Consider the following 18,935-nt stretch of genomic DNA (forward strand, 5'->3'; position numbering starts at 1 on the left):
TGAAAGGAACACTATGACAAAAATTATAGGAAAAGAATATACAGAATTTTTAGAGCAGTTGAAAGATCGTATTGCAACAAGCCGTTATAAGGCAGCAAGAACAGTAAATAAAGAACTGCTACTGCTTTATCATTATATTGGAACGCGGATTCTAGAAAAACAAAAGATTCAGAGTTGGGGATCTAAAGTAATTGAGCAGTTAAGTAGAGACTTAAAGGCTGAATTCCCGGAAATGAAAGGTTTTAGCACGAGAAACTTGAAATATATGCGTCAATTTGCAGTGGAGTATCAAGATATTGAATTTGTGCAACAACTTGTTGCCCAATTGCCGTGGGGACATAATGTATTTCTAATGGACTTAGTTCAGGACAAAGAAGCGAGGCTATTCTACATAAAAGAAGCTATTGAACATGGCTGGTCACGTAACATTATGGTGATGCAGATAGAGCTTGGTCTACATAAACGTCAAGGGAAAGCGATTACTAACTTTGAAGAAAAATTACCATCTCCACAATCCGATCTAGCACATTACACATTAAAAGATCCATATATTTTTGATTTTTTAAGTATAGGTAAGGATGCTCACGAAAGAGAAGTAGAAAAGGGACTTGTAGGGCATATGGAAAAATTTCTGTTAGAACTCGGTGAGGGATTTGCATTTGTTGGTAGACAATTTCATTTAGATGTTGGTAATAAAGACTTTTATATTGATTTATTATTCTATCATTTAAAGTTACGTTGCTTCATAGTAATTGAACTAAAAGATAAAGATTTTAAACCAGAGTATGCAGGTAAAATGAATTTTTATCTTTCCGCAGTTGACGATTTACTGAAGAACTCGACAGATCAACCTTCTATAGGGTTAATCTTATGTAAATCTAAAGATGATGTACTTGCTAAATATACACTCAAAGACATAAATAAACCAATAGGATTAGCGGAATATCGAATAACTGAAAATCTACCAGAAAACATCAAAACAGCTTTGCCAACAATAGAAGAGTTAGAAGCTGAATTATCGAAAGTTTCAGATAAGGAAAAGTAATGCTACTAAAATCATTCAAGCAATTATTCCGCAAACCACCAAAGTCTAAAGGTTCAGCATGGGATGCATCAGGTTCAGGAAGGAGATTATTGCACTTTCAACCAGAGTCAGGAAGTATAAATAGCTTACTTTCCCAAAGCCTTGAACACTTACGCAGTCGGTCTCGTGATATGGTAAGAAAGAACTCCTATGCAGCAAACATAATCGATACGATAGTGAGTAATTGCGTTGGAACAGGAATAAAACCGCAATCAAAGGCGAAAGATGCAGAGTTTCGGAAAAAAGTGCAAGAATTATGGCTGAGATGGACAGATGAACCAACAGGACCAGAGCCTGCGATGATAATGTTTTTCATTTTTACCTCATATGAACCACCTAACGCTAGGCTTACCATAATATGAGATATAATGCAACAGTTTTTTTATTTAGAAATAGACTACTGTGGTGATTGCTGTGCTGCTACAAAACGCTCATATTCTACTTTTGCCATTTTAGTACTGGGTTTAAACGCTTCATATGTAATACGACCAGCTGCAAGTGCTGCTACTGTAACTAAAGCTGCTGTGCCTATCATACGTGGTACATCTGGTGTAATGCTACCGGTTGCAAAAAGTGTTATTGCCGCCACAGCCCCTAGTAACAGTGTTGAATAACGAACAAAGAGGCCTCCATTGCGTGCTTTTTCAAATTGTGCTAAATACCCATCACCAGACCCAGGTGAAAGCTTACTATTACCCACAAATAAAAACATAGTATTGTATTTACTCAAATAATTTAATTTTATTAACCTGAAAGCTTATTGGATTAAAGTTATTAAACTAAGAGTTATAATTTTAGCAACTAAAAGCTGTAAATTGCACCATATAAACAGTTATTTCAAGCAAAAGTTATGCCATTAAGAGCTATGCAACAAACATTTATATTTGTGGGTAATAGTAAGAGGTGAAAGGAGCCATGCACGCCCGTATACATAGCTATATACTGGAGTTTCACTATTTTTATCCTTCACCCAAGGATCTGCACCATTTTGTATGAGAAGCTGTATTATAGATTCACTACCACTAACTGCAGCATAATGTAAAGGAGTAAATTCCCAGATATCTTTTGTATGAACATTTGCGCCGTTTTTTATTAGAATCCTTGCTGCTTCTAGCTGATTACTTTTAGCAGCTGCATGTAAAGGAGTATGGCTATGCTTGCCATCAACATCTGCACCACTTTCTATCAGAATTTTTATTATGTTCGTATGGCCATGTTTAGCAGCCACATGCAGTAATGTACCTTGCCAACTAGCAATATTAGTAGTAAATTGGCAGTCTAATGAAAACTTACTTTCTTTCCATACATTATATTCTTCCTTTGCTAATGCTCCTTCAAATCCACTATCTAGTTTGCTTTTCTCTTCTAGTTTTTTCTTTATCTTTTTAACTATATTATTCGAGTTTAAATCTTGATCATTATTTAATACTTCCAGTATTTCATGTAGCGGCTCCATAATCACCCTCCCTCTTTAATTAAATAATACATTATGACTACCCTGTAGAAGAGAGTCAATTAAAAAGCATTTGAGGCAAAACTTTCTACAAATTAAATTATGTAAAAAAATGTTTGCACATTATGTAATTGTTCAATATAAATGGCATTAATTGTCAAGATAAGGTGTTTTATGCAAGCTGCAGAGCAAAAAACAGAACAGCAAATATTATCAAAAGAACTAAGAGAGGATAAAAGGCTACAGTTAACAAATATAACTGAAGAGCAAAAAGCTGCAGCAATAAAGCAACTTGAAGCACGAGGAATCATCATCCGCAAGGGAGTGTGGAACGTATGTACAATCCATAGAATATTAAGAAATCAAGCATACAAAGGAGAAGCGGCATTTGGTAAGTCGAAGGTAGGGCCAATAAGAAAAGCAGTGAGGGCAAGATGGAAAGTGCGCAAAAGGAACTATTCTGTTTATCGTACTGATGAGGAGAATTGGATAAAAATAACAATACCAAGGATAATTGAAGAGGAATTATTCGATATAGTACAAAAACAACTTGATGAAAATAGAAAGAGATCAAGAATACAACGAAGTGGAAGAAGGCACCTATTACAAGGACTAATGGTATGTCAGTGTTGCAAATATGCCTACTATGCAGCAAAAAACGCTAAGGGAGGAAGGAGCTACTATCGTTGTACTGGTACAGGTGCAAGCCGTTTTGGCGGGACTAGAGTATGTAGCAACAAATCAATACGCATGGAGATACTAGAACCAGTTATATGGGAAGAAATGAAGAAGGTATTGAAAGACACGGATAAAGTTGCAAAAGAACATCAACTTATGCTTTTAGAACATAAAAATAAGCAACCAAATGATGAGATTGAAAAAGAAATAAGCAAATTAGAACAAGGTATCAAAAGACTAAATTATGTCTATGTTCGAGAACGCATAACTCAGGAGGAATATAATCTAGAAGCTGAGGAAATAGAGAAGAAGTTAAAAGCAATGAGAAACCAGAAGGAAGAGGTGGTTGATGAAAAGGAACTACAGAGGGAAATAGATTTTATCATAAGTAGTATAAAAGGTTTTGCCTCTGTAGTTGAATCAGAACTTGGTCAAGCAGATTGAGAGGCTAAGCTTAATATAATTAGAGCATTAGTCAAACGCGTTGAAATTGATCACGATAATATACATATAGTGTTTCGATTTCAAGAATTTGCCCTGGCGGAAATGCAGAAAAAAAATGTTCAACATTATATCAGGAGTCCAGTATTACGTAATTGGCGTCTTATTTTTAATTTTTTGTACTATGCGCACCTTATGTCTTCACAACATTTCTAGCTATATAAGCTGAAACGCGCTTATAAAGCGTTTAAGACAGTATAGAACGCCAATTTGCAGGATTAGAGGGTGACAACTAGCTAACACGGGATTTCTTTTGCCTTTTTTTCTGCTTAGTAAATTTCTTAAACATTTAAACTAAGGTGAGTTGCATTTAAAAGCAGCTGAGTCGCGGTTATTAGACGTTTAAAACATAAAAAAACGCCAATGTTTTTAAATAGATATTAACCGGGGTTTCTTTTGCCTTTTTTTTTATTTGGTAAATTTCTTAAATGTTTATGGCTAAAGTAATTTAGGCCTACCGACAACCGTCATCCCGCTACGTGTTAGCGGGATCTATGCTAAGATACCGTGAATGAATCGCGGTATGACGTAGGGCTGTGCTAGTATAGATCCCAGTTTTAGCTACTCGGATGACACCCTTCCTAGTGGAGATTTTTCTCAAACCACAATGTTTGTGCAGTTTTTGAACTCACGTGTTCAACTTTATTTTTTTCCATTTCTCTATAGCTTGGTAATGTAGAATTTTTTATATGCAATCCGGTACATACTGCAACCAAAGCAGCTACAATACCGCAAATTGCTGCACCAGCCGCAAATGGAACCATTACAGCAGCAGCAATGAATAATCCTGTAATAACAACTCCAACAGCATCTTTCGTTAATGAGGTGTAAAAATTTTCCTTGCTTTCTTTATATTTAGCTTCTTTTTCATTTGGCACAGAAAATTGAGCATCTACGAAGCCGTTAGCTTTATTATCATTATTTGGTGTGGCAGTTTGGTCAGTCCTTGTTGATACAGGCGTTTTATTTTCGTTATTATGATTTAGCTGGCCATTTGGTGTATTTACAGGTCTACTACCAATGTTCCCATTACTGCTGCAAGGTTTTGCTCCGTTTTTTTCTACATTAGGTGTTTCTGGTACAATAAAGTTTAAAAGCACCTGAGTAATTTCTTCTTGTCTATTATTTATAGCCAACTCTACAGCTGCTTGTCTGCTTTCATCATTTACATAACCTAAAAATACCCCAACTTCTTGGACATTACCTTGAACAATAGCAGAATTCAAGGCATGCAATTTTTCTTCTTCATTAAATTTGCCACTATCCAAAAGTACCTTAACAACGTCAGCTTGTTTTGTTATTGCAGCTATATCCAATATAGTCCTGGAAGCAGTATCTGTAAGATGGATTACAGCATCTAAATCTGTAAACAATTTTACAACATCTAGAAATACGCTACGATCGCCGGTAATATTGGACTCTCTTACAGCATTTGCAAACGAGTCAAAAATTGCCGGATTTGTTTCTCTCCCTTGTATTAGTTGCTCATAAAGTACTTCAGCAGTCATACCAGGGTTTATGAAGTCACTAGAATCTACTTCATTGCTGCCTGCTCCATTTTCTTCTACATCAGGTTCTCTTTCCTCATTTACCTCTGTAGTTATCTGTTCTTGTTGAGGAATCTTGAACCCATTTCTAAGAAAAAGATCCTTAACGCATGGGTTGTTATTTTCGGTTGCATGTTTTAGAAGTAAGTCTCCTAATAAATTGTCTCCTTCACACTTATCTTGAAAATTAACTTCTTTCCACTTTGGTTCCTTTTGCAAATCTTTAAGACTAGCAATTCCCTTATCATCATATTTTACAATTGTAGCTATCTTTCGATACAACTCTCTAATATCATCATTACTATATGTTAGTTTATTATAGCAACTTTCCCACAACCAGTCAAGACATATTGCAGTTTCAAGCAGCATGATATATATTGAATATAGTTCTTAAAGCAAATGATGGAAGATTTAGCCTATAAATTAGTTAAAGTGACCGAAGCTGCAGCACTTGCTGCATATAAACTAGCAGGCTTCGGCGATGAAAAAAGGGCTGATCAAGTTGCAGTTGATGCAATGCGTACAGTATTAAATTCAATGGAAATAAATGGTACTATCGTAATTGGTGAAGGTGAGAGAGATTCAGCACCAATGCTATATATTGGCGAGAAGGTTGGCACTGGAAATGGTCCTGAAATCGACATTGCTGTTGACCCACTTGAGGGTACCACAATTTGCGCTCACTACAAACAGGGGGCAATGTCCGTTCTTGCTGCAACGAAAAAAGGTGATTTTTTACACGCACCTGATGTTTATATGGAAAAGATAGCAGTAGGAAAAAATCTCCCAGAGGGTGTAGTCTCACTAAAAAATAGCATTGAAAAGAATCTAGACAATTTAGCCAAGGCAAAAGGATGTAAAGTAAATGATCTTACAGTAACTATACTTAATCGTGAAAGGCATGATAAATTAATAGTGAAAATCAGGAAGTTAGGAGCAAAAGTTAAACTAATAGATGATGGTGATGTTGCGGCCGTAGTTTCACTAGTAAATGGCAATCACGATATGTATATCGGAATAGGAGGGGCACCAGAAGGGGTGCTTGCGGCTACAGCGCTGAGTTCAATCGGTGGACAGATGGAGGGAAGATTAATATTTGACACAGATCAGTTAAGAGAAAGAGCAAAAAATTTAAATATTGATGACCCAGAAAAAATCTACACCATAAAAGATATGGCAAGAGGTGAATCAGTGTTTATTGCAACTGGAGTAACAAGCGGAGAACTTGTGGATGGAGTTGAATTGAATCATAATACCTATTCAACTAATTCTTTAATAATTCTACCTAACAAGCTGATAAAGGTGCAAGTTATAAGTTAGGTTAATTATTTTTCAATATATGATGTAAGAGTTAAAGGGAGTGTTAAAATGTTAGATTCATTTTCTCAAGAGAAACTAATTGTACAAGAAGTTCCTCAAGACCGACATAAAAAGAAGGCTGAACCCTTTTCAAAACCTTCTATCTATTGTTTCTTAAACCACTCTGCTGAACGGAGACAGTTTAGGCTGTTATGCCTGGCGGCTTTGTTGGAATAAGTTTTTCAACATTGCTAACAATAAAATTGATTGTATCGTCAGCTACCTTATCGAATTTATCATTTATCTCTTTTCCTATTTTTTCATTTTTAACATATTCGTGTAGAGCTAAAGCAGTTATAGCTGCACATGCTGCAATTAAGCCAGTTTTTGCTATAATGAGCATTGATAATCCTCCTGCAAATATAAATGTTAATCCAATAGCTAGGTTTATAATTTTACTTTGTGTTGTTTGTTGTGCTGCCTGATTCTGATCTACTTTTTCTTTTTCAAGAGCGTTTGATATTGTTTTTGAGAAAATTTTTACCGCGATTGTTGCAATTGCGATCATAGCTAATCCTATGGCTATTTTTGCTAAGAGAAAAAATGATGGGAACACCATCGCAAAGAATAGTAAGCCAGCTCCTACAATTAGTAACTTATTTTTAGGTTGGATTTCATTTGATATAATAAACCTCCATTTCATAACTGCCGGAGTATACCTAATATAAAATACGGAGATAGTCAACATATTTTATGAAAGGGCACGTTAAAAGTTTTTTTCATGTTGTTCTTCGCCGCCTCGTGGTTAAATTTGGAATTTTAGAAAGAGTTACGTATTATTTGAAATTCTTGTATACTGTTTTGAATCAGTTAAATAGATAATGAAGTGCAGGACGCAGTTTTAATTTTACAAGATGGTAAATGCTTTTGGGGAAAATCAGTAGGTAAAAAAGGCAAGTGCATAGGTGAGGTCTGTTTTACCACTGGTATGACCGGTTATCAGCATACTATAACTGATCCTTCTTTTGCTGATCAAATTATAACGTTCACTTTTCCTCATATTGGTAACATTGGAATAAACCATAAAGATAATGAAGGAGAGAAAATTTTTGCAAGTGGTGTGGTTATGCGTGAACTTTCTTCTATGTCCCACCCTTCTTCATATATCAGTTTAAATGATTGGTTAGAGAAAAATAACGTGGTTGGGATATCAGGAATTGATACTAGAGCTTTAACGAGACATTTGAGAAAACATGGATCTCAAAGTGGAATGATATGCCCGTCAAGCGAGACGCATGTGTTGGACAAATTGAAGGAATACAAATCTGTAAATGGGATAGAAATAACCAATAAAGTCAGCTTGCATAGTAATTTTAAAAGTGACCTTAATGCAAAATATAGGGTTGTAATCGTTGATTTTGGCGTAAAAATCAGTATAGTTTCACGCTTAATAGAACTTGGTTGTACAGTTGAATTAATCAGACCAAGCACAGGTTTTGCTCAAAAAGTGTTGAGTATGAATCCAGATGGTATAGTGCTTTCAAATGGTCCTGGTGATCCGCAAGAAATAGGAGAAAGTGTAGTTTCAGAGATAGACATTATTATAAAATCTAAAATACCAATTTTTGGCATATGCATGGGTCATCAATTACTTGCGATTACTTTGGGAGCAAAGACCATCAAGATGGATATTGGTCACCGAGGGAGTAACCATCCAGTTTATGATGTAATTAGTGGAAAAGTTGAGATCACTAGCCAAAATCATGGTTTTGTTGTTGATTCAGCTTCTCTTCCAAGTAATGTTGAAATTACTCACATTTCTCTATTTGATAATAGTGTAGAGGGGATAATGATGAAGGATTACTTAGTCTTTTCTGTGCAATATCATCCAGAAGAAGCGCCAGGTACGCATGATTCGCATTATTTATTTAGACGTTTTATTGGCAATATTGTGTTGTATAAAATGAAATCTGCATGATTTTAATCAGGGTAGGTTTTATTGCTTGATTTTTTAATTTTAGGCGTTTAGTATTAAATACAATAAAAGCTTGAGTTAAGGTACTAAAATAGCGTTCTCTTAACAAATTTTTGTGGAGGAGTGACCGAGTGGTTAAAGGTAACAGACTGTAAATCTGTCCGCATTGCGTACGTAGGTTCGAATCCTACCTCCTCCATTGTGCGGGTATAGCTCAATGGTAGAGCTCTAGCCTTCCAAGCTAGTGACGTGGGTTCGATTCCCACTATCCGCTCTTTTTTTTTGTTGTATTTTTATAAAATCAACATATTATTTATTGATGTATTTGTATTTTAGGTAGAAAAGTTTAAATTATGACAGCAGTAGTGGAAGCATTTGGAAAGCCGCATGTAAATGTGGGAACAATAGGACATGTGGATCATGGGAAGACAACGTTAACAGCGGCGATAACAAAGCATTATGGAAATTTTGTAGCGTACGATCAGATAGATAAGGCGCCAGAAGAAAGGAAAAGGGGGATAACGATAGCAACAGCGCATGTTGAGTATCAGACGGAAAAAAGGCATTATGCACACGTTGATTGTCCTGGACATGCTGACTATGTAAAGAACATGATAGTAGGTGCAGCACAGATGGATGCGGCGATATTGGTAGTGTCGGGGGTTGATGGGCCAATGCCACAAACAAGAGAGCATATATTGCTAGCGAAGCAGGTAGGTGTTGGATATATCGTGGTGTATATAAATAAAGCTGATGTTGCTGATGCTGATATGATAGATTTGGTAGAAATGGAAGTGAGGGAATTGCTGAATAAATACGGATTTCCAGGGGATGAAGTGCCTGTGGTAGTGGGGTCTGCATTGAAAGCGCTGGAGGATGACAGTAGCGAATATGGAAAGAAATCAATAGATAAATTGATGGAAAAGTTAGATGAGTATGTGGCGGTTCCACCAAGGCCTGTGGATTTACCATTTTTATTGCCAATCGAGGATGTATTTTCGATATCGGGGCGAGGAACGGTGGTAACAGGAAGGATAGAGAAGGGAGAGATAAAGACGGGAGAAGAGATAGAGATAATAGGTCTGAAAGCGACGCAAAAGACGATATGCACAGGTGTAGAAATGTTTAAGAAGTTGCTGGATAAGGGGAGTGCAGGACTCAATGTAGGAATATTGTTAAGAGGAACAAAAAGAGAAGAAGTGGAGAGAGGGCAAGTATTAGCAAAACCGGGGACGATAACGCCGCATAGAAAGTTTAGGGCGGAGGTTTATATATTAAAGAAAGAGGAAGGAGGAAGGCATACACCATTTTTTGCGAATTACCAGCCACAGTTTTATTTAAGGACAACGGATGTAACTGGGAGCATAAAATTGCTAGATGGGAAGGAGATGGTAATGCCAGGAGATAATGTGAGTGTAGAAGTAGAATTGCAAGTACCGATAGCAATGGATAAGGGATTGCGTTTTGCGATAAGAGAAGGCGGTAGAACTGTTGGTTCTGGTGTTGTTTCTGAAATTTTGGAGTGAGAGTAATAACTAAGATGAAGCAAGATATATATATTAACATTAAGGCTTTCGATTGTTCTTTATTGGAGGAGTGTGTTCGAAAATTTGTTGATGAATTAAAGCGGTCCAATGCAAAATTATCTGGTCCGATTGCGTTGCCAAGAAAAGATTCTAAATTTATTGTTAATAGATCTCCTCACGTTGATAAAAAATCTCGTGAACAGTTTGAAATGAGAACTTCTAGGCGTTTGATTGTTTTACATGATCTTACTCCTACTATGATGCAGATGCTTACAGGTTTATCTTTTTCTGCTGGCGTAGAAGTGGATTTAAAAGTCAAGGAAGTTAAGGTTTAGGAGAAGGAAATGAAGAGAATAAATTCGCTGAGGAGAATTGGTTTATTAATGATGAATATTGGTTATACTGCTATGTATTCTGACAATAGTCGCATGGCTGTAACTTTATTGCATCTCAGCGAAACTTATATTGTTGATATAAAAGGACAAGATAAATGTGGCTATAATTCAGTCATTTTAGGCACAGGAGATTTTAAAAATATAGCAAAACCTCAGTTGGAATATTTAAAGAAAAAGGGTATAAATAATAAATGTAAGTTATACGAAAGTAGATTAAATGACCTGTCGGGAATAGAATGTGGTAAAAAAGTGGGAATCAATCATTTTGTGGTTGGTCAATATCTTGATATTACGGGTTATTCTATAGGTAAAGGATTTGCTGGTGTGATGAAGCGGCATAACTTCAGTGGGCTTAGGGCATCTCATGGTGTTTCTATTGCTCACAGATCACAAGGTTCCACTGGTCAATGTCAGGATCCTGGTAGAGTATTCAAAGGAAAGAAAATGGCTGGTCATTTAGGTAACAGCAGAATAACTGCACAAAATATGAAGATATTATCCATTGATCATGAAAATAGTATAATTGCTGTGAAGGGTAATAATGTTCCTGGGTTTAAAAATTCCTATGTTTTTGTAAGAGATGCAGTTAAAAAATCTTTACATAAAGATGTTCCTTTTCCGGTAGGTTTACTGTTAGATGTAAATGATGATGCTAGTAATTTGGTAAGTTAGTTATGGAATGTAATTTAGTTAATCTGTCTAATAATAATGTAGGTACTGCTCAGCTCAATCCTTTGATATTTTCTGCTAAGCAAAAATTGAGTATTTTGCATGATATAGTGAGATGGCAATTAGCGAAGAGAAGAGCTGGTACTCATAAAACAAAAGGTATCAGTGATGTCTCTGGTACAACAGCTAAACCTTATGGTCAAAAACGTACCGGTAGGGCAAGACAAGGGAGCTTGCGATCTCCTCAATTTAGAGGTGGTGGGATTATTTTCGGCCCTGTTGTGAGGAGTCATACTTATTCTCTTAATAAGAAGGTACGCAAATTTGGTTTAAAAATTGCTTTATCTCTAAAGTATTTAAATAATCAAGTGATTATTCTGGATAATTTAAATATTGATGTGAAGAAAACGTCTGAAATGTGTAAATGTATTAAAAATTTTAAATTTTCTTCCTTTTTGATAGTTGATGATTATGGAGATGATTTGTTGCGTGCTGTTAGAAACTTGCATTATGTAGACTTAATCAAACCTATTGGGTTAAATGTCTTTGATATATTGAATCACGAATGCGTGATGTTGACAAAGGATACTTTAAAGCATCTTGAAGGTAGATTGTTATGATCAAGTATAATAATATAATAAAATCTCCTATAATTACAGAAAAGGCCTCTTTTTTGAGGGAGAAGTTTAATAAATATTCTTTGTATGTTTTTGTAAATGTAAATAAGCGTCAAATAAAGTTGGCAATAGAGTCTCTATTTGATGTTAAAATTTCTTCTATAAATGTTGTTAGAATTAAGCCTAAATATAGGCGTTTCAGGGGTGTGATTGGTTGTGAAAAACAGAAAAAGAAAGTTTATTTTTCTTTGATAGATGGTCAAAAATTAGATATAATGAGCGTTTAATATGGGTATGAAATTTTTTAATCCTGTTACTCCGTCTTCTCGTGGGACCGTGTTAGTAAGTAAAGTTGGTTTATCAAAAGATGAGCCAGAAAAGTCTCTTACATCCGGTAAAAAGTCCAGTGGTGGAAGAAATAATTATGGTAGAATTACAACTCGTCATAGGGGTGGTGGTCACAAAAAAAAGTATAGAGTTATAGATTTTAAGCGTAATAGAAGTGGTCAGGGTATAGTTGAAAAAATAGAGTATGATCCAAATAGAAGTGGGTTTTTAGCGTTAATATCATATAAGGAAGATGATATTAAGTCTTATATATTAGCTCCTCAAGGTATGAAGCCTGGTGATATTGTTACAGCTGGAAATGATGCTGATATTTTGCCAGGTAATTGTTTGCTACTCAAGTATATACCTGTTGGTTCTTTCGTTCATAATGTTGAGCTGAAGCCAGGTAATGGTGCTGCGGTTGCTAGAGCTGCTGGTTGTTATGCGCAAATCGTTGGTCGTGATGGCCAATATGTTTTATTACGACTCAGGTCTGGTCAAATTAGGTTGATTTTATCTTCTTGCAAGGCTACTATTGGTGTAGTATCTAACCCTGACCATAAGAATAGAAAGCTGGGTAAAGCTGGAAGAAGTAGGTGGCTTGGAATTAGACCTACTGTGCGTGGGGTTGCAATGAATCCGGTTGACCATCCTCATGGAGGTGGGGAAGGAAAAACCTCTGGTGGTCGTCATCCTGTTACTCCTTGGGGTGTTGCAACAAAAGGAAAGAAGACTCGGAGGAAAAATAAATCTAGTGATAAGTATATAAAACAATTGAAAGGTTAGTTTATGAGTAGATCTGCGTGGAAGCCTCCTTTTTGTCATCCTTCTATATTAAAGTCGGTGAATAATGCTTTAAACAAGGGGTTTGTTAACATGGCTATAAAAGTTCATTCCAGGGCTTCTGTAATTCTTCCTAATTGTTTAGGTTTAAAGTTTGCTGTTTATAATGGTAAGGATTACATTCCTGTTAATGTTAATGATCAGAATATGATAGGTCATAAGTTTGGTGAATTTTCGCCCACTCGTAAATTTACTGGGCATAGTGGTGATAAAAAGGCGACAAGAAGGTAATTGATATGAAAAACAGAGATGTAATAGTTAAAGCTGGTTCTAGGGTTTTAAAATCAACTCCTCGTAAATTGAATTTGGTTGCTGGTTTAGTACGTAATAAAAAAGTTTCTTTTGCCACTGTGCAATTAAGATTTTGTGAAAAGAAAGCTGCGGGTCTTATAAGGAAGGTATTAAATTCTGCGATTGCTAATGCTCAATATAATTATGGATTGGATATCGATAATTTATATATAAAAGAAATTTCAATAGGTAAGTCTCTTACTTTGCGTAGGGTATGTCCAAAAGCTATGGGTAGAGCTAATAGAGTTAGTAAACGTTATAGTAATATAACTGTAAAATTGGGAGAAATTATATGATTCATAAAAATAGAAAATTAATAAGGAAAGTGCAAAAGTATGGGAAACGTTAATCCTAAAGGATTTAGGTTAAAAATAATTAATACTTGGTCATCTGTTTGGTATGCTGAGAAGGGTTATAAACAAGGGTTGCATCAAGATTTATCTATTCGCAGTTATATAAATGAATCTTTTAAGCATGCTGGTGTTTCTAAAGTAATTATAGAGCGTACAATCGATTTGGTGTCTGTAATAATACATTCTTCTAGACCTGGAGTGATAATAGGTAAGAAAGGCTCAGATATTGAGAAGATAAAGCAAAAAATAGCTGAAAAAGTAAAAAATAATGTGGAAGTGAATGTAGTAGGAGTTAAAAGGTCTGAAATAGATGCAGTTTTAATATCAAGCAGCATTGCACAACAGTTAGAAAAAAGGGTTTCATTTAGAAGAGCGATGAAAAAAGCTATTCAAAGTTGTTTGAGGATGGGTGCTAGAGGTATTAAAGTAAGTTGTTCTGGGCGCCTTGGCGGAGCTGAGATAGCTCGTACTGAATGGTATAAAGAAGGTCGTTTGCCTTTACACACTTTACGTGCTAATATAGATTATGCTTTTTGTGAAGCAAAAACTATATATGGTATTATAGGAGTTAAGGTTTGGGTTTATATTGGTAATTAAGGTATATTGAGATGTTTGTTCCCAAAAAGAGTAAATATAAGAAGGTATTTAAGGGGCGAATTAAGGGTAATACAAAAGGTGGTAGCACATTATCTTTTGGAGATTATGGCTTAAAAGCTGTAGAAGCAGGTAGGATTCAGTCTAAGCATATTGAAACTGCAAGGCGTGTAATATCTAGAACATTAAAACGCTCTGGTAAAGTGTGGATAAGAATTTTTCCTGATACCCCTGTTAGTAAAAAGCCGGCAGATGTACGTATGGGTAAGGGAAAAGGTAGTGTTGAATTTTGGGTGTTTAAAGCTAAGCCCGGTAGAATGTTGTTTGAGATTAGCAGTGATGTTCCCATACATTTAGCAAGATTGGCGCTTGAAAAGGCAACCGCTAAGCTTCCTATGAAGTGTAAATTTGTATCTAATCATAATTAAATGGAGTTGCAATGGATATAGCTGACATTGAATCGAGGTCTTCACAAGAATTGCATGAAATTCTTGTGAATTTGAGAAAAGAGTTTGTTAATTTGGTTTTTCAAAAGAAGTTGGGGCAGTGCAACAATATTTCGCGTTTTAGCTTAATAAGAAAGAGCATAGCTCGTATTCTAACTACATTAAATAAAAGAAGAAGAGAGGAAAAGAATGCCTAAAAAGGTTTTTTGTGGTACTGTAACTAAGGCTAAGTGTGATAAGACTGTAAAGGTTTCGGTATTACAAGTGTATAAGGATGAGCTGTATAAAAAGGTTATAAAAAAATACAAGAAGTATACAGCACATGATGAGAATAATAGTTGTAAAGAAGGGGACAAGGTTTTAATACAAGAACACAAGCCTATTTCTACTACTAAAAAATGGGTTGTTGTTAATAGCTCACATTGAATAGGATATTTATATGATTCAAAAAAATACATTGTTGGAAGTAGCTGATAATTCTGGTGCGCGTGCAGTGCTTTGTATTGGTTTATTGGGTGGTAGAAAGTCTGCATCTATAGGTGACACAGTTATTGTATCTACTAAATCTATTACTCCAAGAGGGAAGGTTGAGAAGGGAAAAGTATATAGAGCAGTTGTGGTGAGGGTGAAAAGCCCTATTAGAAAATCTGATGGTTCTGTAATTCGTTTTTCTAGCAATGCTGTAGTTTTGATTAACGATCAAGGTGAACCACTTGGCACTCGGGTATTTGGTCCGGTAAAAAAGTTATCATCTGGTTCTTTTATGAAGATAATGTCATTAGCTGTTGAGGTTTTATAATGAGTGCTAAAATAAAAAGTGGTGACGACGTTATAGTTTTAACTGGTAGAGATAAGGGAAAAATTGGTAAAGTGATTAAAGTTGTGGCATGTGATGCTAAAAAGAAAGTAATTGTTTCTGGGGTAAATGTACATAAGAGACACACTAAACCAAAAGCTGGTAGTAGTGGTGGTATATTAAATAAAGAGTTAGCTATTGATATATCCAACGTTGCAACATTGGACCCTAAATATAAAACTCCAACTAGAGTGGGGTTTAAGGTTATAGACGGTAGAAAAGTGCGTTTTGCAAAAGTTTCTGGAGAAGTGATAGATTAGGTTGATATGTTTAAAGAATTGTATAAAGATAGCATAGTAAAGTCCTTAAAGGATAAGTTTAATTACGGCAATATCATGCAAGTGCCTAAACTTGTCAAGGTGTGTATCAATATGGGCGTTGGAGATGCTGCTACAGATAGTAAAGCAATAAATGAACCACTTGATAGCCTATATTTGATTGCTGGGCAGAAGCCTTTATCAACTTTTGCAAAAAAATCTATTTCTGGCTTCAAGATCAGAAAAGGTGCTACAGTAGGTTGCAAAGTAACTTTGCGTAGAGATAAAATGTATGAGTTTTTAGAAAGATTGATATATATTGCTTTGCCAAGGGAAAAAGATTTTAGAGGATTTAGTGTGAAGCAATTTGACGGTAATGGTAATTTTTCCTTTGGTATAAAGGAACATATCTCGTTTTTAGAAATAGACTATGATAAAATAAGTAAAATTAGAGGTATGGATATTAATATTATAACAAGTGCAGTTAGTGATAAGGAAGCAAAGGAATTATTACTGGCTCTTAAATTTCCTTTTTTTGATTAATTGAGAGGAGAAATATATGGCAAAAAAATCTATGATAGAAAGAAATCTTCGCAGAATAAAGCTGTGCGATCAATATAAAGAAAAAAGAGAGAAATTGAAATCTATAATAAATAATAAGAATTTGTCTATTGTAGAAAGGTTTACAGCTCAAAATAAATTAATTAAAAAATTGCCTAGAAATTCTTCTAAAACCAAAATTAGAAATAGGTGTGCTTTAACTGGGAGACCAAGAGGAGTATATAGAAAATTTGGTTTATGTAGAATTGTTTTGCGTGATTTATGTTCTTTTGGGCAAGTTCCAGGAGTTACAAAGTCTAGTTGGTAAATATAATATAAGGAGTATATTGTGGCGTTATCTGATAGTATTGGTGATTTTTTAACAAGGATACGTAATGCTCAATTGGCAATGCATAGAACAACAAGAGTGTTGTTTTCTAAAGTGAATTCTTCTATACTGAAGATTTTAAAAGATGAAGGGTATATCCTTGATTATGAAAAGCAAGTTGTAGATAATTTACCTTCTTTCATTGTAAAATTGAAGTATTATGAGAAGTCACCTGTAATTAGTGACATAGTTAGGGTGTCAAAGCCTGGTTGTCGTTGTTATTCTAAGTATAAGGACATTTCTAAAGCATATAATGGTCTTGGTATTTTTATTATATCGACACCCAAAGGAGTGATGACTGATTATAATGCACATAAGTTAAAGGTTGGTGGAGAAGTTTTGTGTCGTGTGTTTTAAATAATAGGAGAAATTCATGTCTCGTATAGGTGCTGCTCCTATCAATATTCCTGCTGGTATTTCAGTTGAATATAATAATGGTAGGATGTTAATAAAGAGTGCTAAGGCTGAAAAAGAGCTTAGCTTAATCAGTGATGTTGTGTGCCGGATTGTTGATAATCAGCTACTCCTTTCTGTGGATCAAGATAAAAATGATTATGATGAAATAAAGCCTATGTGGGGCACTTATAGGAGTAATATTAATAATGTTATTAACGGCATGGTTGATGGTTTTTCTGTTAATCTTGAGATTAATGGTGTTGGATATAAGGCAGAGTGTGATGGTAAGTATTTGACTTTGTATCTTGGTTATAGCCATAATGTTAAATATAAAGTTCCTAAAGATGTTGAGATTAAGTGCATAAAGCCAACTCACTTAGTAGTTAGTGGTATGGATAAGCAAAAAGTCTATATGGTGGCATCTGATATATGCAGGATTAGGAAGTACGATCCTTATAAAGGTAAGGGTATTGTAATAAAGGGTAAATTTATGTTGCGTAAAGTTGTAAGTAAAAAGAAGTAATTAAGATGAGAAGGTTATATAATTTTTTAAGTAACTATGAAAAAAGGAAGTTGCGTAATAGAGCGAAGCTTGACAAGAGCGCTGAACGTTTGCGTATATCCATATTTAAATCTAATAGGCATTTTTATGTCCAGTTAATTAATGATGTAAAAGGAGTAACTCTCACTTCAGCTTCTACTTTGGATGCTAAAATTAAGGATGTATGTAAAGGAAAAGTCAATGCTGAAACTATAAAACAGGTTTCTTCTTTAATGATTGAGCGCTTATCTGGTCTGAAATTAGAACAAAAGCTAGTATTTGATCGTGGAGCGTATAAATATACAGGATTAGTTTCTCAATTTGCTGAGGCTTTAAGAAGTTCTGGATTTGAGTTTTAGAAGGTTTTGAATATGGCTATAAAGAATTTACAAAATAATAATGATTTATCAGAGCTTTTAGTTTCGGTACGAAGAGTAACAACGGTTACCAAAGGTGGCAGAAGATTTTCATTTTCAATTTTGGTTGTTGTTGGCGATGGGAAGGGTAGGGTAGGATGTGGAATAGGTAAGCACGCAGAAGTTGCTGAAGCAAGAGTCAAAGCTGTAAATGCTGCAAAGAAATCGATGATTAGAGTGTACTTGCGTGAAGGTAGAACTTTGCATCATGATATTAAAGCTAAATTTTGTTCTGGTGAGATAGTTTTAAGAACCGCAAGAGCCGGAACAGGTATTATTGCTGGTGGAGCGATTAGATCAGTTTTTGAGGTGTTAGGTATAAAGGATGTGGTAGCTAAATCCACTAGATCAAATAATCCTCATAATGTTATATGTGCGGTATTTAAGGCTTTTGATAGTATGTTATCTCTTCGTCAGGTAGCAAGTAAAAGAGGCAAAAAGATTAGCGAGATAGTTGGAAACAGGTAAAGTATGAATAATGCTGTAAAATTAAACTCTATATTTACTAAGTTATCTAAGAAAAAGAAGCCTAAGTTGCTGGGTAGAGGTATCGGTTGTGGTAAAGGTAAAACATCCGGTAGAGGGCATAAAGGGCAAAAGGCTAGAAGTGGAGTTTCCATAAATGGTTTTGAGGGTGGACAACAGTCTATATATACTCGTTTGCCTAAAAGAGGTTTTAAGCCTGTACGTAGGAACATATATTCTATAATTAATGTTGGCGATATACAGCGCTTAATGGAAGCTAAAAAAATAGTGAAAGACTCTGTTATAGATAAGGAGAGGCTGTATAGATTAGGTTTTATAAAGTCTATTAAGGATAAAATTAAACTTCTTAATAAAGGTAAGTTGAGCGAAAAATTTGTGTTTCATGTTGATTTTGCGTCAGAAGCTGCAAAAAAATCTGTAGCTTCAGTTGGTGGTAGTGTGGAAATACTATCGTAAA

Annotated in this window: 29 protein-coding genes, 2 tRNA genes and 2 pseudogenes; 29 read left to right on the forward strand and 4 right to left on the reverse strand. The window is 35.1% G+C overall.

Annotation, left to right across the window (positions count from 1 at the left end):
- Window positions 1-13 precede the first annotated feature (13 nt).
- Both ABWU50_RS03055 and ABWU50_RS03060 read left to right on the forward strand, forming a co-directional pair.
- Window positions 14-1,045, forward strand: a complete 1,032-nt coding sequence (locus ABWU50_RS03055) for a YhcG family protein (RefSeq protein ID WP_353276259.1) — start codon at window positions 14-16, stop codon at window positions 1,043-1,045.
- Window positions 1,045-1,362: pseudogene (locus ABWU50_RS03060) on the forward strand (phage portal protein); the annotation flags it as partial. The gene ABWU50_RS03055 and the pseudogene ABWU50_RS03060, both read left to right, overlap by 1 nt.
- A 119-nt stretch (window positions 1,363-1,481) precedes the next feature.
- Here ABWU50_RS03060 and ABWU50_RS03065 read toward each other — a convergent pair.
- Window positions 1,482-1,814, reverse strand: a complete 333-nt coding sequence (locus ABWU50_RS03065; RefSeq protein ID WP_353276261.1) for a hypothetical protein — start codon at window positions 1,812-1,814, stop codon at window positions 1,482-1,484.
- Window positions 1,815-1,940: 126 nt separating this feature from the next.
- Window positions 1,941-2,540 carry an ankyrin repeat domain-containing protein gene (locus ABWU50_RS03070; protein ID WP_353276263.1) on the reverse strand — a complete coding sequence of 200 codons (600 nt, stop codon included), beginning with the start codon at window positions 2,538-2,540 and terminating at the stop codon, window positions 1,941-1,943.
- 249 nt (window positions 2,541-2,789) lie between these two features.
- Here ABWU50_RS03070 and ABWU50_RS06845 point away from each other — a divergent pair.
- Both ABWU50_RS06845 and ABWU50_RS03075 read left to right on the forward strand, forming a co-directional pair.
- Window positions 2,790-2,864: pseudogene (locus ABWU50_RS06845) on the forward strand (head decoration protein); the annotation flags it as partial.
- Complete coding sequence (locus ABWU50_RS03075) at window positions 2,862-3,659, forward strand: recombinase zinc beta ribbon domain-containing protein (protein WP_410542068.1); 798 nt, start codon at window positions 2,862-2,864, stop codon at window positions 3,657-3,659. The pseudogene ABWU50_RS06845 and the gene ABWU50_RS03075, both read left to right, overlap by 3 nt.
- 638 nt (window positions 3,660-4,297) lie before the next feature.
- Here the strand turns inward: ABWU50_RS03075 and ABWU50_RS03080 are convergent.
- Window positions 4,298-5,632 carry an ankyrin repeat domain-containing protein gene (locus ABWU50_RS03080; protein ID WP_353276267.1) on the reverse strand — a complete coding sequence of 445 codons (1,335 nt, stop codon included), beginning with the start codon at window positions 5,630-5,632 and terminating at the stop codon, window positions 4,298-4,300.
- A 33-nt stretch (window positions 5,633-5,665) separates the two neighbouring features.
- On the opposite strand from ABWU50_RS03080, the gene glpX reads away from it, so the two are divergent.
- Window positions 5,666-6,583, forward strand: coding sequence for a class II fructose-bisphosphatase (gene glpX, locus ABWU50_RS03085; protein WP_353276345.1), 918 nt, complete (start codon window positions 5,666-5,668; stop codon window positions 6,581-6,583).
- Window positions 6,584-6,764: 181 nt separating this feature from the next.
- Here glpX and ABWU50_RS03090 read toward each other — a convergent pair whose 3' ends face one another.
- On the reverse strand, window positions 6,765-7,265 hold the full coding sequence (locus ABWU50_RS03090) for a hypothetical protein (RefSeq protein ID WP_253309092.1): 501 nt from the start codon (window positions 7,263-7,265) through the stop codon (window positions 6,765-6,767).
- A 183-nt stretch (window positions 7,266-7,448) separates the two neighbouring features.
- Between ABWU50_RS03090 and carA the strand changes: the two genes are divergently transcribed.
- From carA to rplO, 24 genes are all read left to right on the forward strand, one after another.
- The gene (carA, locus tag ABWU50_RS03095; protein ID WP_253309091.1) at window positions 7,449-8,540 is read left to right on the forward strand and encodes a glutamine-hydrolyzing carbamoyl-phosphate synthase small subunit; all 1,092 of its coding nucleotides are present in this window, start codon (window positions 7,449-7,451) and stop codon (window positions 8,538-8,540) included.
- A 114-nt stretch (window positions 8,541-8,654) separates the two neighbouring features.
- Window positions 8,655-8,736: transfer RNA gene (locus ABWU50_RS03100), tRNA-Tyr, on the forward strand.
- 4 nt (window positions 8,737-8,740) lie between these two features.
- Window positions 8,741-8,811: transfer RNA gene (locus ABWU50_RS03105), tRNA-Gly, on the forward strand.
- 79 nt (window positions 8,812-8,890) lie between these two features.
- Window positions 8,891-10,063: an elongation factor Tu gene (tuf, locus tag ABWU50_RS03110; protein ID WP_264329094.1), complete on the forward strand. Its 1,173-nt coding sequence runs from the start codon at window positions 8,891-8,893 to the stop codon at window positions 10,061-10,063.
- A gap of 14 nt (window positions 10,064-10,077) precedes the next feature.
- Window positions 10,078-10,398 (forward strand): 30S ribosomal protein S10, encoded by a 321-nt coding sequence (rpsJ, locus tag ABWU50_RS03115; RefSeq protein WP_096616846.1) that lies wholly within the window; start codon window positions 10,078-10,080, stop codon window positions 10,396-10,398.
- Between the two features lie 9 nt (window positions 10,399-10,407).
- Window positions 10,408-11,130, forward strand: coding sequence for a 50S ribosomal protein L3 (gene rplC, locus ABWU50_RS03120; protein WP_353276269.1), 723 nt, complete (start codon window positions 10,408-10,410; stop codon window positions 11,128-11,130).
- Between the two features lie 2 nt (window positions 11,131-11,132).
- Complete coding sequence (gene rplD / locus ABWU50_RS03125) at window positions 11,133-11,747, forward strand: 50S ribosomal protein L4 (RefSeq protein WP_353276271.1); 615 nt, start codon at window positions 11,133-11,135, stop codon at window positions 11,745-11,747.
- Window positions 11,744-12,031, forward strand: coding sequence for a 50S ribosomal protein L23 (locus tag ABWU50_RS03130; protein WP_064124642.1), 288 nt, complete (start codon window positions 11,744-11,746; stop codon window positions 12,029-12,031). Before rplD ends, ABWU50_RS03130 begins: the two co-directional genes overlap by 4 nt.
- A gap of 1 nt (window position 12,032) precedes the next feature.
- Window positions 12,033-12,857 carry a 50S ribosomal protein L2 gene (gene rplB, locus ABWU50_RS03135; protein WP_353276273.1) on the forward strand — a complete coding sequence of 275 codons (825 nt, stop codon included), beginning with the start codon at window positions 12,033-12,035 and terminating at the stop codon, window positions 12,855-12,857.
- A 3-nt stretch (window positions 12,858-12,860) separates the two neighbouring features.
- Complete coding sequence (rpsS, locus tag ABWU50_RS03140; protein ID WP_006279181.1) at window positions 12,861-13,145, forward strand: 30S ribosomal protein S19; 285 nt, start codon at window positions 12,861-12,863, stop codon at window positions 13,143-13,145.
- A 5-nt stretch (window positions 13,146-13,150) separates the two neighbouring features.
- Window positions 13,151-13,501, forward strand: a complete 351-nt coding sequence (rplV, locus tag ABWU50_RS03145) for a 50S ribosomal protein L22 (protein ID WP_096616838.1) — start codon at window positions 13,151-13,153, stop codon at window positions 13,499-13,501.
- Window positions 13,502-13,540: 39 nt separating this feature from the next.
- Window positions 13,541-14,155, forward strand: coding sequence for a 30S ribosomal protein S3 (gene rpsC / locus ABWU50_RS03150; protein ID WP_253309088.1), 615 nt, complete (start codon window positions 13,541-13,543; stop codon window positions 14,153-14,155).
- Between the two features lie 11 nt (window positions 14,156-14,166).
- Complete coding sequence (gene rplP / locus ABWU50_RS03155; protein ID WP_353276275.1) at window positions 14,167-14,580, forward strand: 50S ribosomal protein L16; 414 nt, start codon at window positions 14,167-14,169, stop codon at window positions 14,578-14,580.
- Between the two features lie 11 nt (window positions 14,581-14,591).
- Window positions 14,592-14,795 carry a 50S ribosomal protein L29 gene (gene rpmC / locus ABWU50_RS03160; protein ID WP_006279350.1) on the forward strand — a complete coding sequence of 68 codons (204 nt, stop codon included), beginning with the start codon at window positions 14,592-14,594 and terminating at the stop codon, window positions 14,793-14,795.
- Window positions 14,788-15,024, forward strand: coding sequence for a 30S ribosomal protein S17 (rpsQ, locus tag ABWU50_RS03165; RefSeq protein WP_182320424.1), 237 nt, complete (start codon window positions 14,788-14,790; stop codon window positions 15,022-15,024). The genes rpmC and rpsQ overlap by 8 nt, the downstream gene beginning before the upstream one ends.
- Window positions 15,025-15,037: 13 nt before the next feature.
- Complete coding sequence (rplN, locus tag ABWU50_RS03170) at window positions 15,038-15,397, forward strand: 50S ribosomal protein L14 (protein WP_006279348.1); 360 nt, start codon at window positions 15,038-15,040, stop codon at window positions 15,395-15,397.
- Window positions 15,397-15,714 (forward strand): 50S ribosomal protein L24, encoded by a 318-nt coding sequence (gene rplX / locus ABWU50_RS03175; RefSeq protein WP_182182782.1) that lies wholly within the window; start codon window positions 15,397-15,399, stop codon window positions 15,712-15,714. Before rplN ends, rplX begins: the two co-directional genes overlap by 1 nt.
- 6 nt (window positions 15,715-15,720) lie before the next feature.
- Window positions 15,721-16,254, forward strand: coding sequence for a 50S ribosomal protein L5 (gene rplE, locus ABWU50_RS03180; RefSeq protein ID WP_010962750.1), 534 nt, complete (start codon window positions 15,721-15,723; stop codon window positions 16,252-16,254).
- A gap of 16 nt (window positions 16,255-16,270) precedes the next feature.
- Complete coding sequence (gene rpsN / locus ABWU50_RS03185; RefSeq protein WP_064124653.1) at window positions 16,271-16,579, forward strand: 30S ribosomal protein S14; 309 nt, start codon at window positions 16,271-16,273, stop codon at window positions 16,577-16,579.
- Between the two features lie 21 nt (window positions 16,580-16,600).
- A complete protein-coding gene (gene rpsH, locus ABWU50_RS03190; protein ID WP_064124654.1) occupies window positions 16,601-16,996 on the forward strand; it encodes a 30S ribosomal protein S8 in 396 nt (131 codons plus the stop codon).
- A 16-nt stretch (window positions 16,997-17,012) separates the two neighbouring features.
- Window positions 17,013-17,558, forward strand: coding sequence for a 50S ribosomal protein L6 (gene rplF / locus ABWU50_RS03195; protein ID WP_353276277.1), 546 nt, complete (start codon window positions 17,013-17,015; stop codon window positions 17,556-17,558).
- A 5-nt stretch (window positions 17,559-17,563) separates the two neighbouring features.
- Entirely contained in the window at window positions 17,564-17,935 is a 372-nt protein-coding gene (rplR, locus tag ABWU50_RS03200; protein WP_250294835.1) for a 50S ribosomal protein L18, read from the forward strand.
- Between the two features lie 12 nt (window positions 17,936-17,947).
- Window positions 17,948-18,460: a 30S ribosomal protein S5 gene (gene rpsE, locus ABWU50_RS03205; RefSeq protein WP_353276279.1), complete on the forward strand. Its 513-nt coding sequence runs from the start codon at window positions 17,948-17,950 to the stop codon at window positions 18,458-18,460.
- A gap of 3 nt (window positions 18,461-18,463) precedes the next feature.
- Window positions 18,464-18,934: a 50S ribosomal protein L15 gene (gene rplO, locus ABWU50_RS03210; RefSeq protein WP_353276281.1), complete on the forward strand. Its 471-nt coding sequence runs from the start codon at window positions 18,464-18,466 to the stop codon at window positions 18,932-18,934.
- The last annotated feature ends 1 nt before the right edge of the window (window position 18,935 follow it).

The sequence above is a fragment of the Wolbachia endosymbiont (group A) of Pipizella viduata genome, from assembly GCF_964028555.1.
GTDB lineage: Bacteria > Pseudomonadota > Alphaproteobacteria > Rickettsiales > Anaplasmataceae > Wolbachia.

Coding starts and splice junctions, on each gene's coding strand:
- ABWU50_RS03055 (WP_353276259.1), top strand. CDS start 14: ATGACAAAAATTATAGGAAAAGAATATACAGAATTTTTAGAGCAGTTG.
- ABWU50_RS03070 (WP_353276263.1), bottom strand. CDS start 2,540: ATGGAGCCGCTACATGAAATACTGGAAGTATTAAATAATGATCAAGAT.
- ABWU50_RS03080 (WP_353276267.1), bottom strand. CDS start 5,632: ATGCTGCTTGAAACTGCAATATGTCTTGACTGGTTGTGGGAAAGTTGC.
- glpX (WP_353276345.1), top strand. CDS start 5,666: ATGGAAGATTTAGCCTATAAATTAGTTAAAGTGACCGAAGCTGCAGCA.
- ABWU50_RS03090 (WP_253309092.1), bottom strand. CDS start 7,265: ATGAAATGGAGGTTTATTATATCAAATGAAATCCAACCTAAAAATAAG.
- tuf (WP_264329094.1), top strand. CDS start 8,891: ATGACAGCAGTAGTGGAAGCATTTGGAAAGCCGCATGTAAATGTGGGA.
- rpsJ (WP_096616846.1), top strand. CDS start 10,078: ATGAAGCAAGATATATATATTAACATTAAGGCTTTCGATTGTTCTTTA.
- rplC (WP_353276269.1), top strand. CDS start 10,408: ATGAAGAGAATAAATTCGCTGAGGAGAATTGGTTTATTAATGATGAAT.
- rplD (WP_353276271.1), top strand. CDS start 11,133: ATGGAATGTAATTTAGTTAATCTGTCTAATAATAATGTAGGTACTGCT.
- ABWU50_RS03130 (WP_064124642.1), top strand. CDS start 11,744: ATGATCAAGTATAATAATATAATAAAATCTCCTATAATTACAGAAAAG.
- rplB (WP_353276273.1), top strand. CDS start 12,033: ATGGGTATGAAATTTTTTAATCCTGTTACTCCGTCTTCTCGTGGGACC.
- rpsS (WP_006279181.1), top strand. CDS start 12,861: ATGAGTAGATCTGCGTGGAAGCCTCCTTTTTGTCATCCTTCTATATTA.
- rplV (WP_096616838.1), top strand. CDS start 13,151: ATGAAAAACAGAGATGTAATAGTTAAAGCTGGTTCTAGGGTTTTAAAA.
- rpsC (WP_253309088.1), top strand. CDS start 13,541: ATGGGAAACGTTAATCCTAAAGGATTTAGGTTAAAAATAATTAATACT.
- rplP (WP_353276275.1), top strand. CDS start 14,167: ATGTTTGTTCCCAAAAAGAGTAAATATAAGAAGGTATTTAAGGGGCGA.
- rpmC (WP_006279350.1), top strand. CDS start 14,592: ATGGATATAGCTGACATTGAATCGAGGTCTTCACAAGAATTGCATGAA.
- rpsQ (WP_182320424.1), top strand. CDS start 14,788: ATGCCTAAAAAGGTTTTTTGTGGTACTGTAACTAAGGCTAAGTGTGAT.
- rplN (WP_006279348.1), top strand. CDS start 15,038: ATGATTCAAAAAAATACATTGTTGGAAGTAGCTGATAATTCTGGTGCG.
- rplX (WP_182182782.1), top strand. CDS start 15,397: ATGAGTGCTAAAATAAAAAGTGGTGACGACGTTATAGTTTTAACTGGT.
- rplE (WP_010962750.1), top strand. CDS start 15,721: ATGTTTAAAGAATTGTATAAAGATAGCATAGTAAAGTCCTTAAAGGAT.
- rpsN (WP_064124653.1), top strand. CDS start 16,271: ATGGCAAAAAAATCTATGATAGAAAGAAATCTTCGCAGAATAAAGCTG.
- rplF (WP_353276277.1), top strand. CDS start 17,013: ATGTCTCGTATAGGTGCTGCTCCTATCAATATTCCTGCTGGTATTTCA.
- rplR (WP_250294835.1), top strand. CDS start 17,564: ATGAGAAGGTTATATAATTTTTTAAGTAACTATGAAAAAAGGAAGTTG.
- rpsE (WP_353276279.1), top strand. CDS start 17,948: ATGGCTATAAAGAATTTACAAAATAATAATGATTTATCAGAGCTTTTA.
- rplO (WP_353276281.1), top strand. CDS start 18,464: ATGAATAATGCTGTAAAATTAAACTCTATATTTACTAAGTTATCTAAG.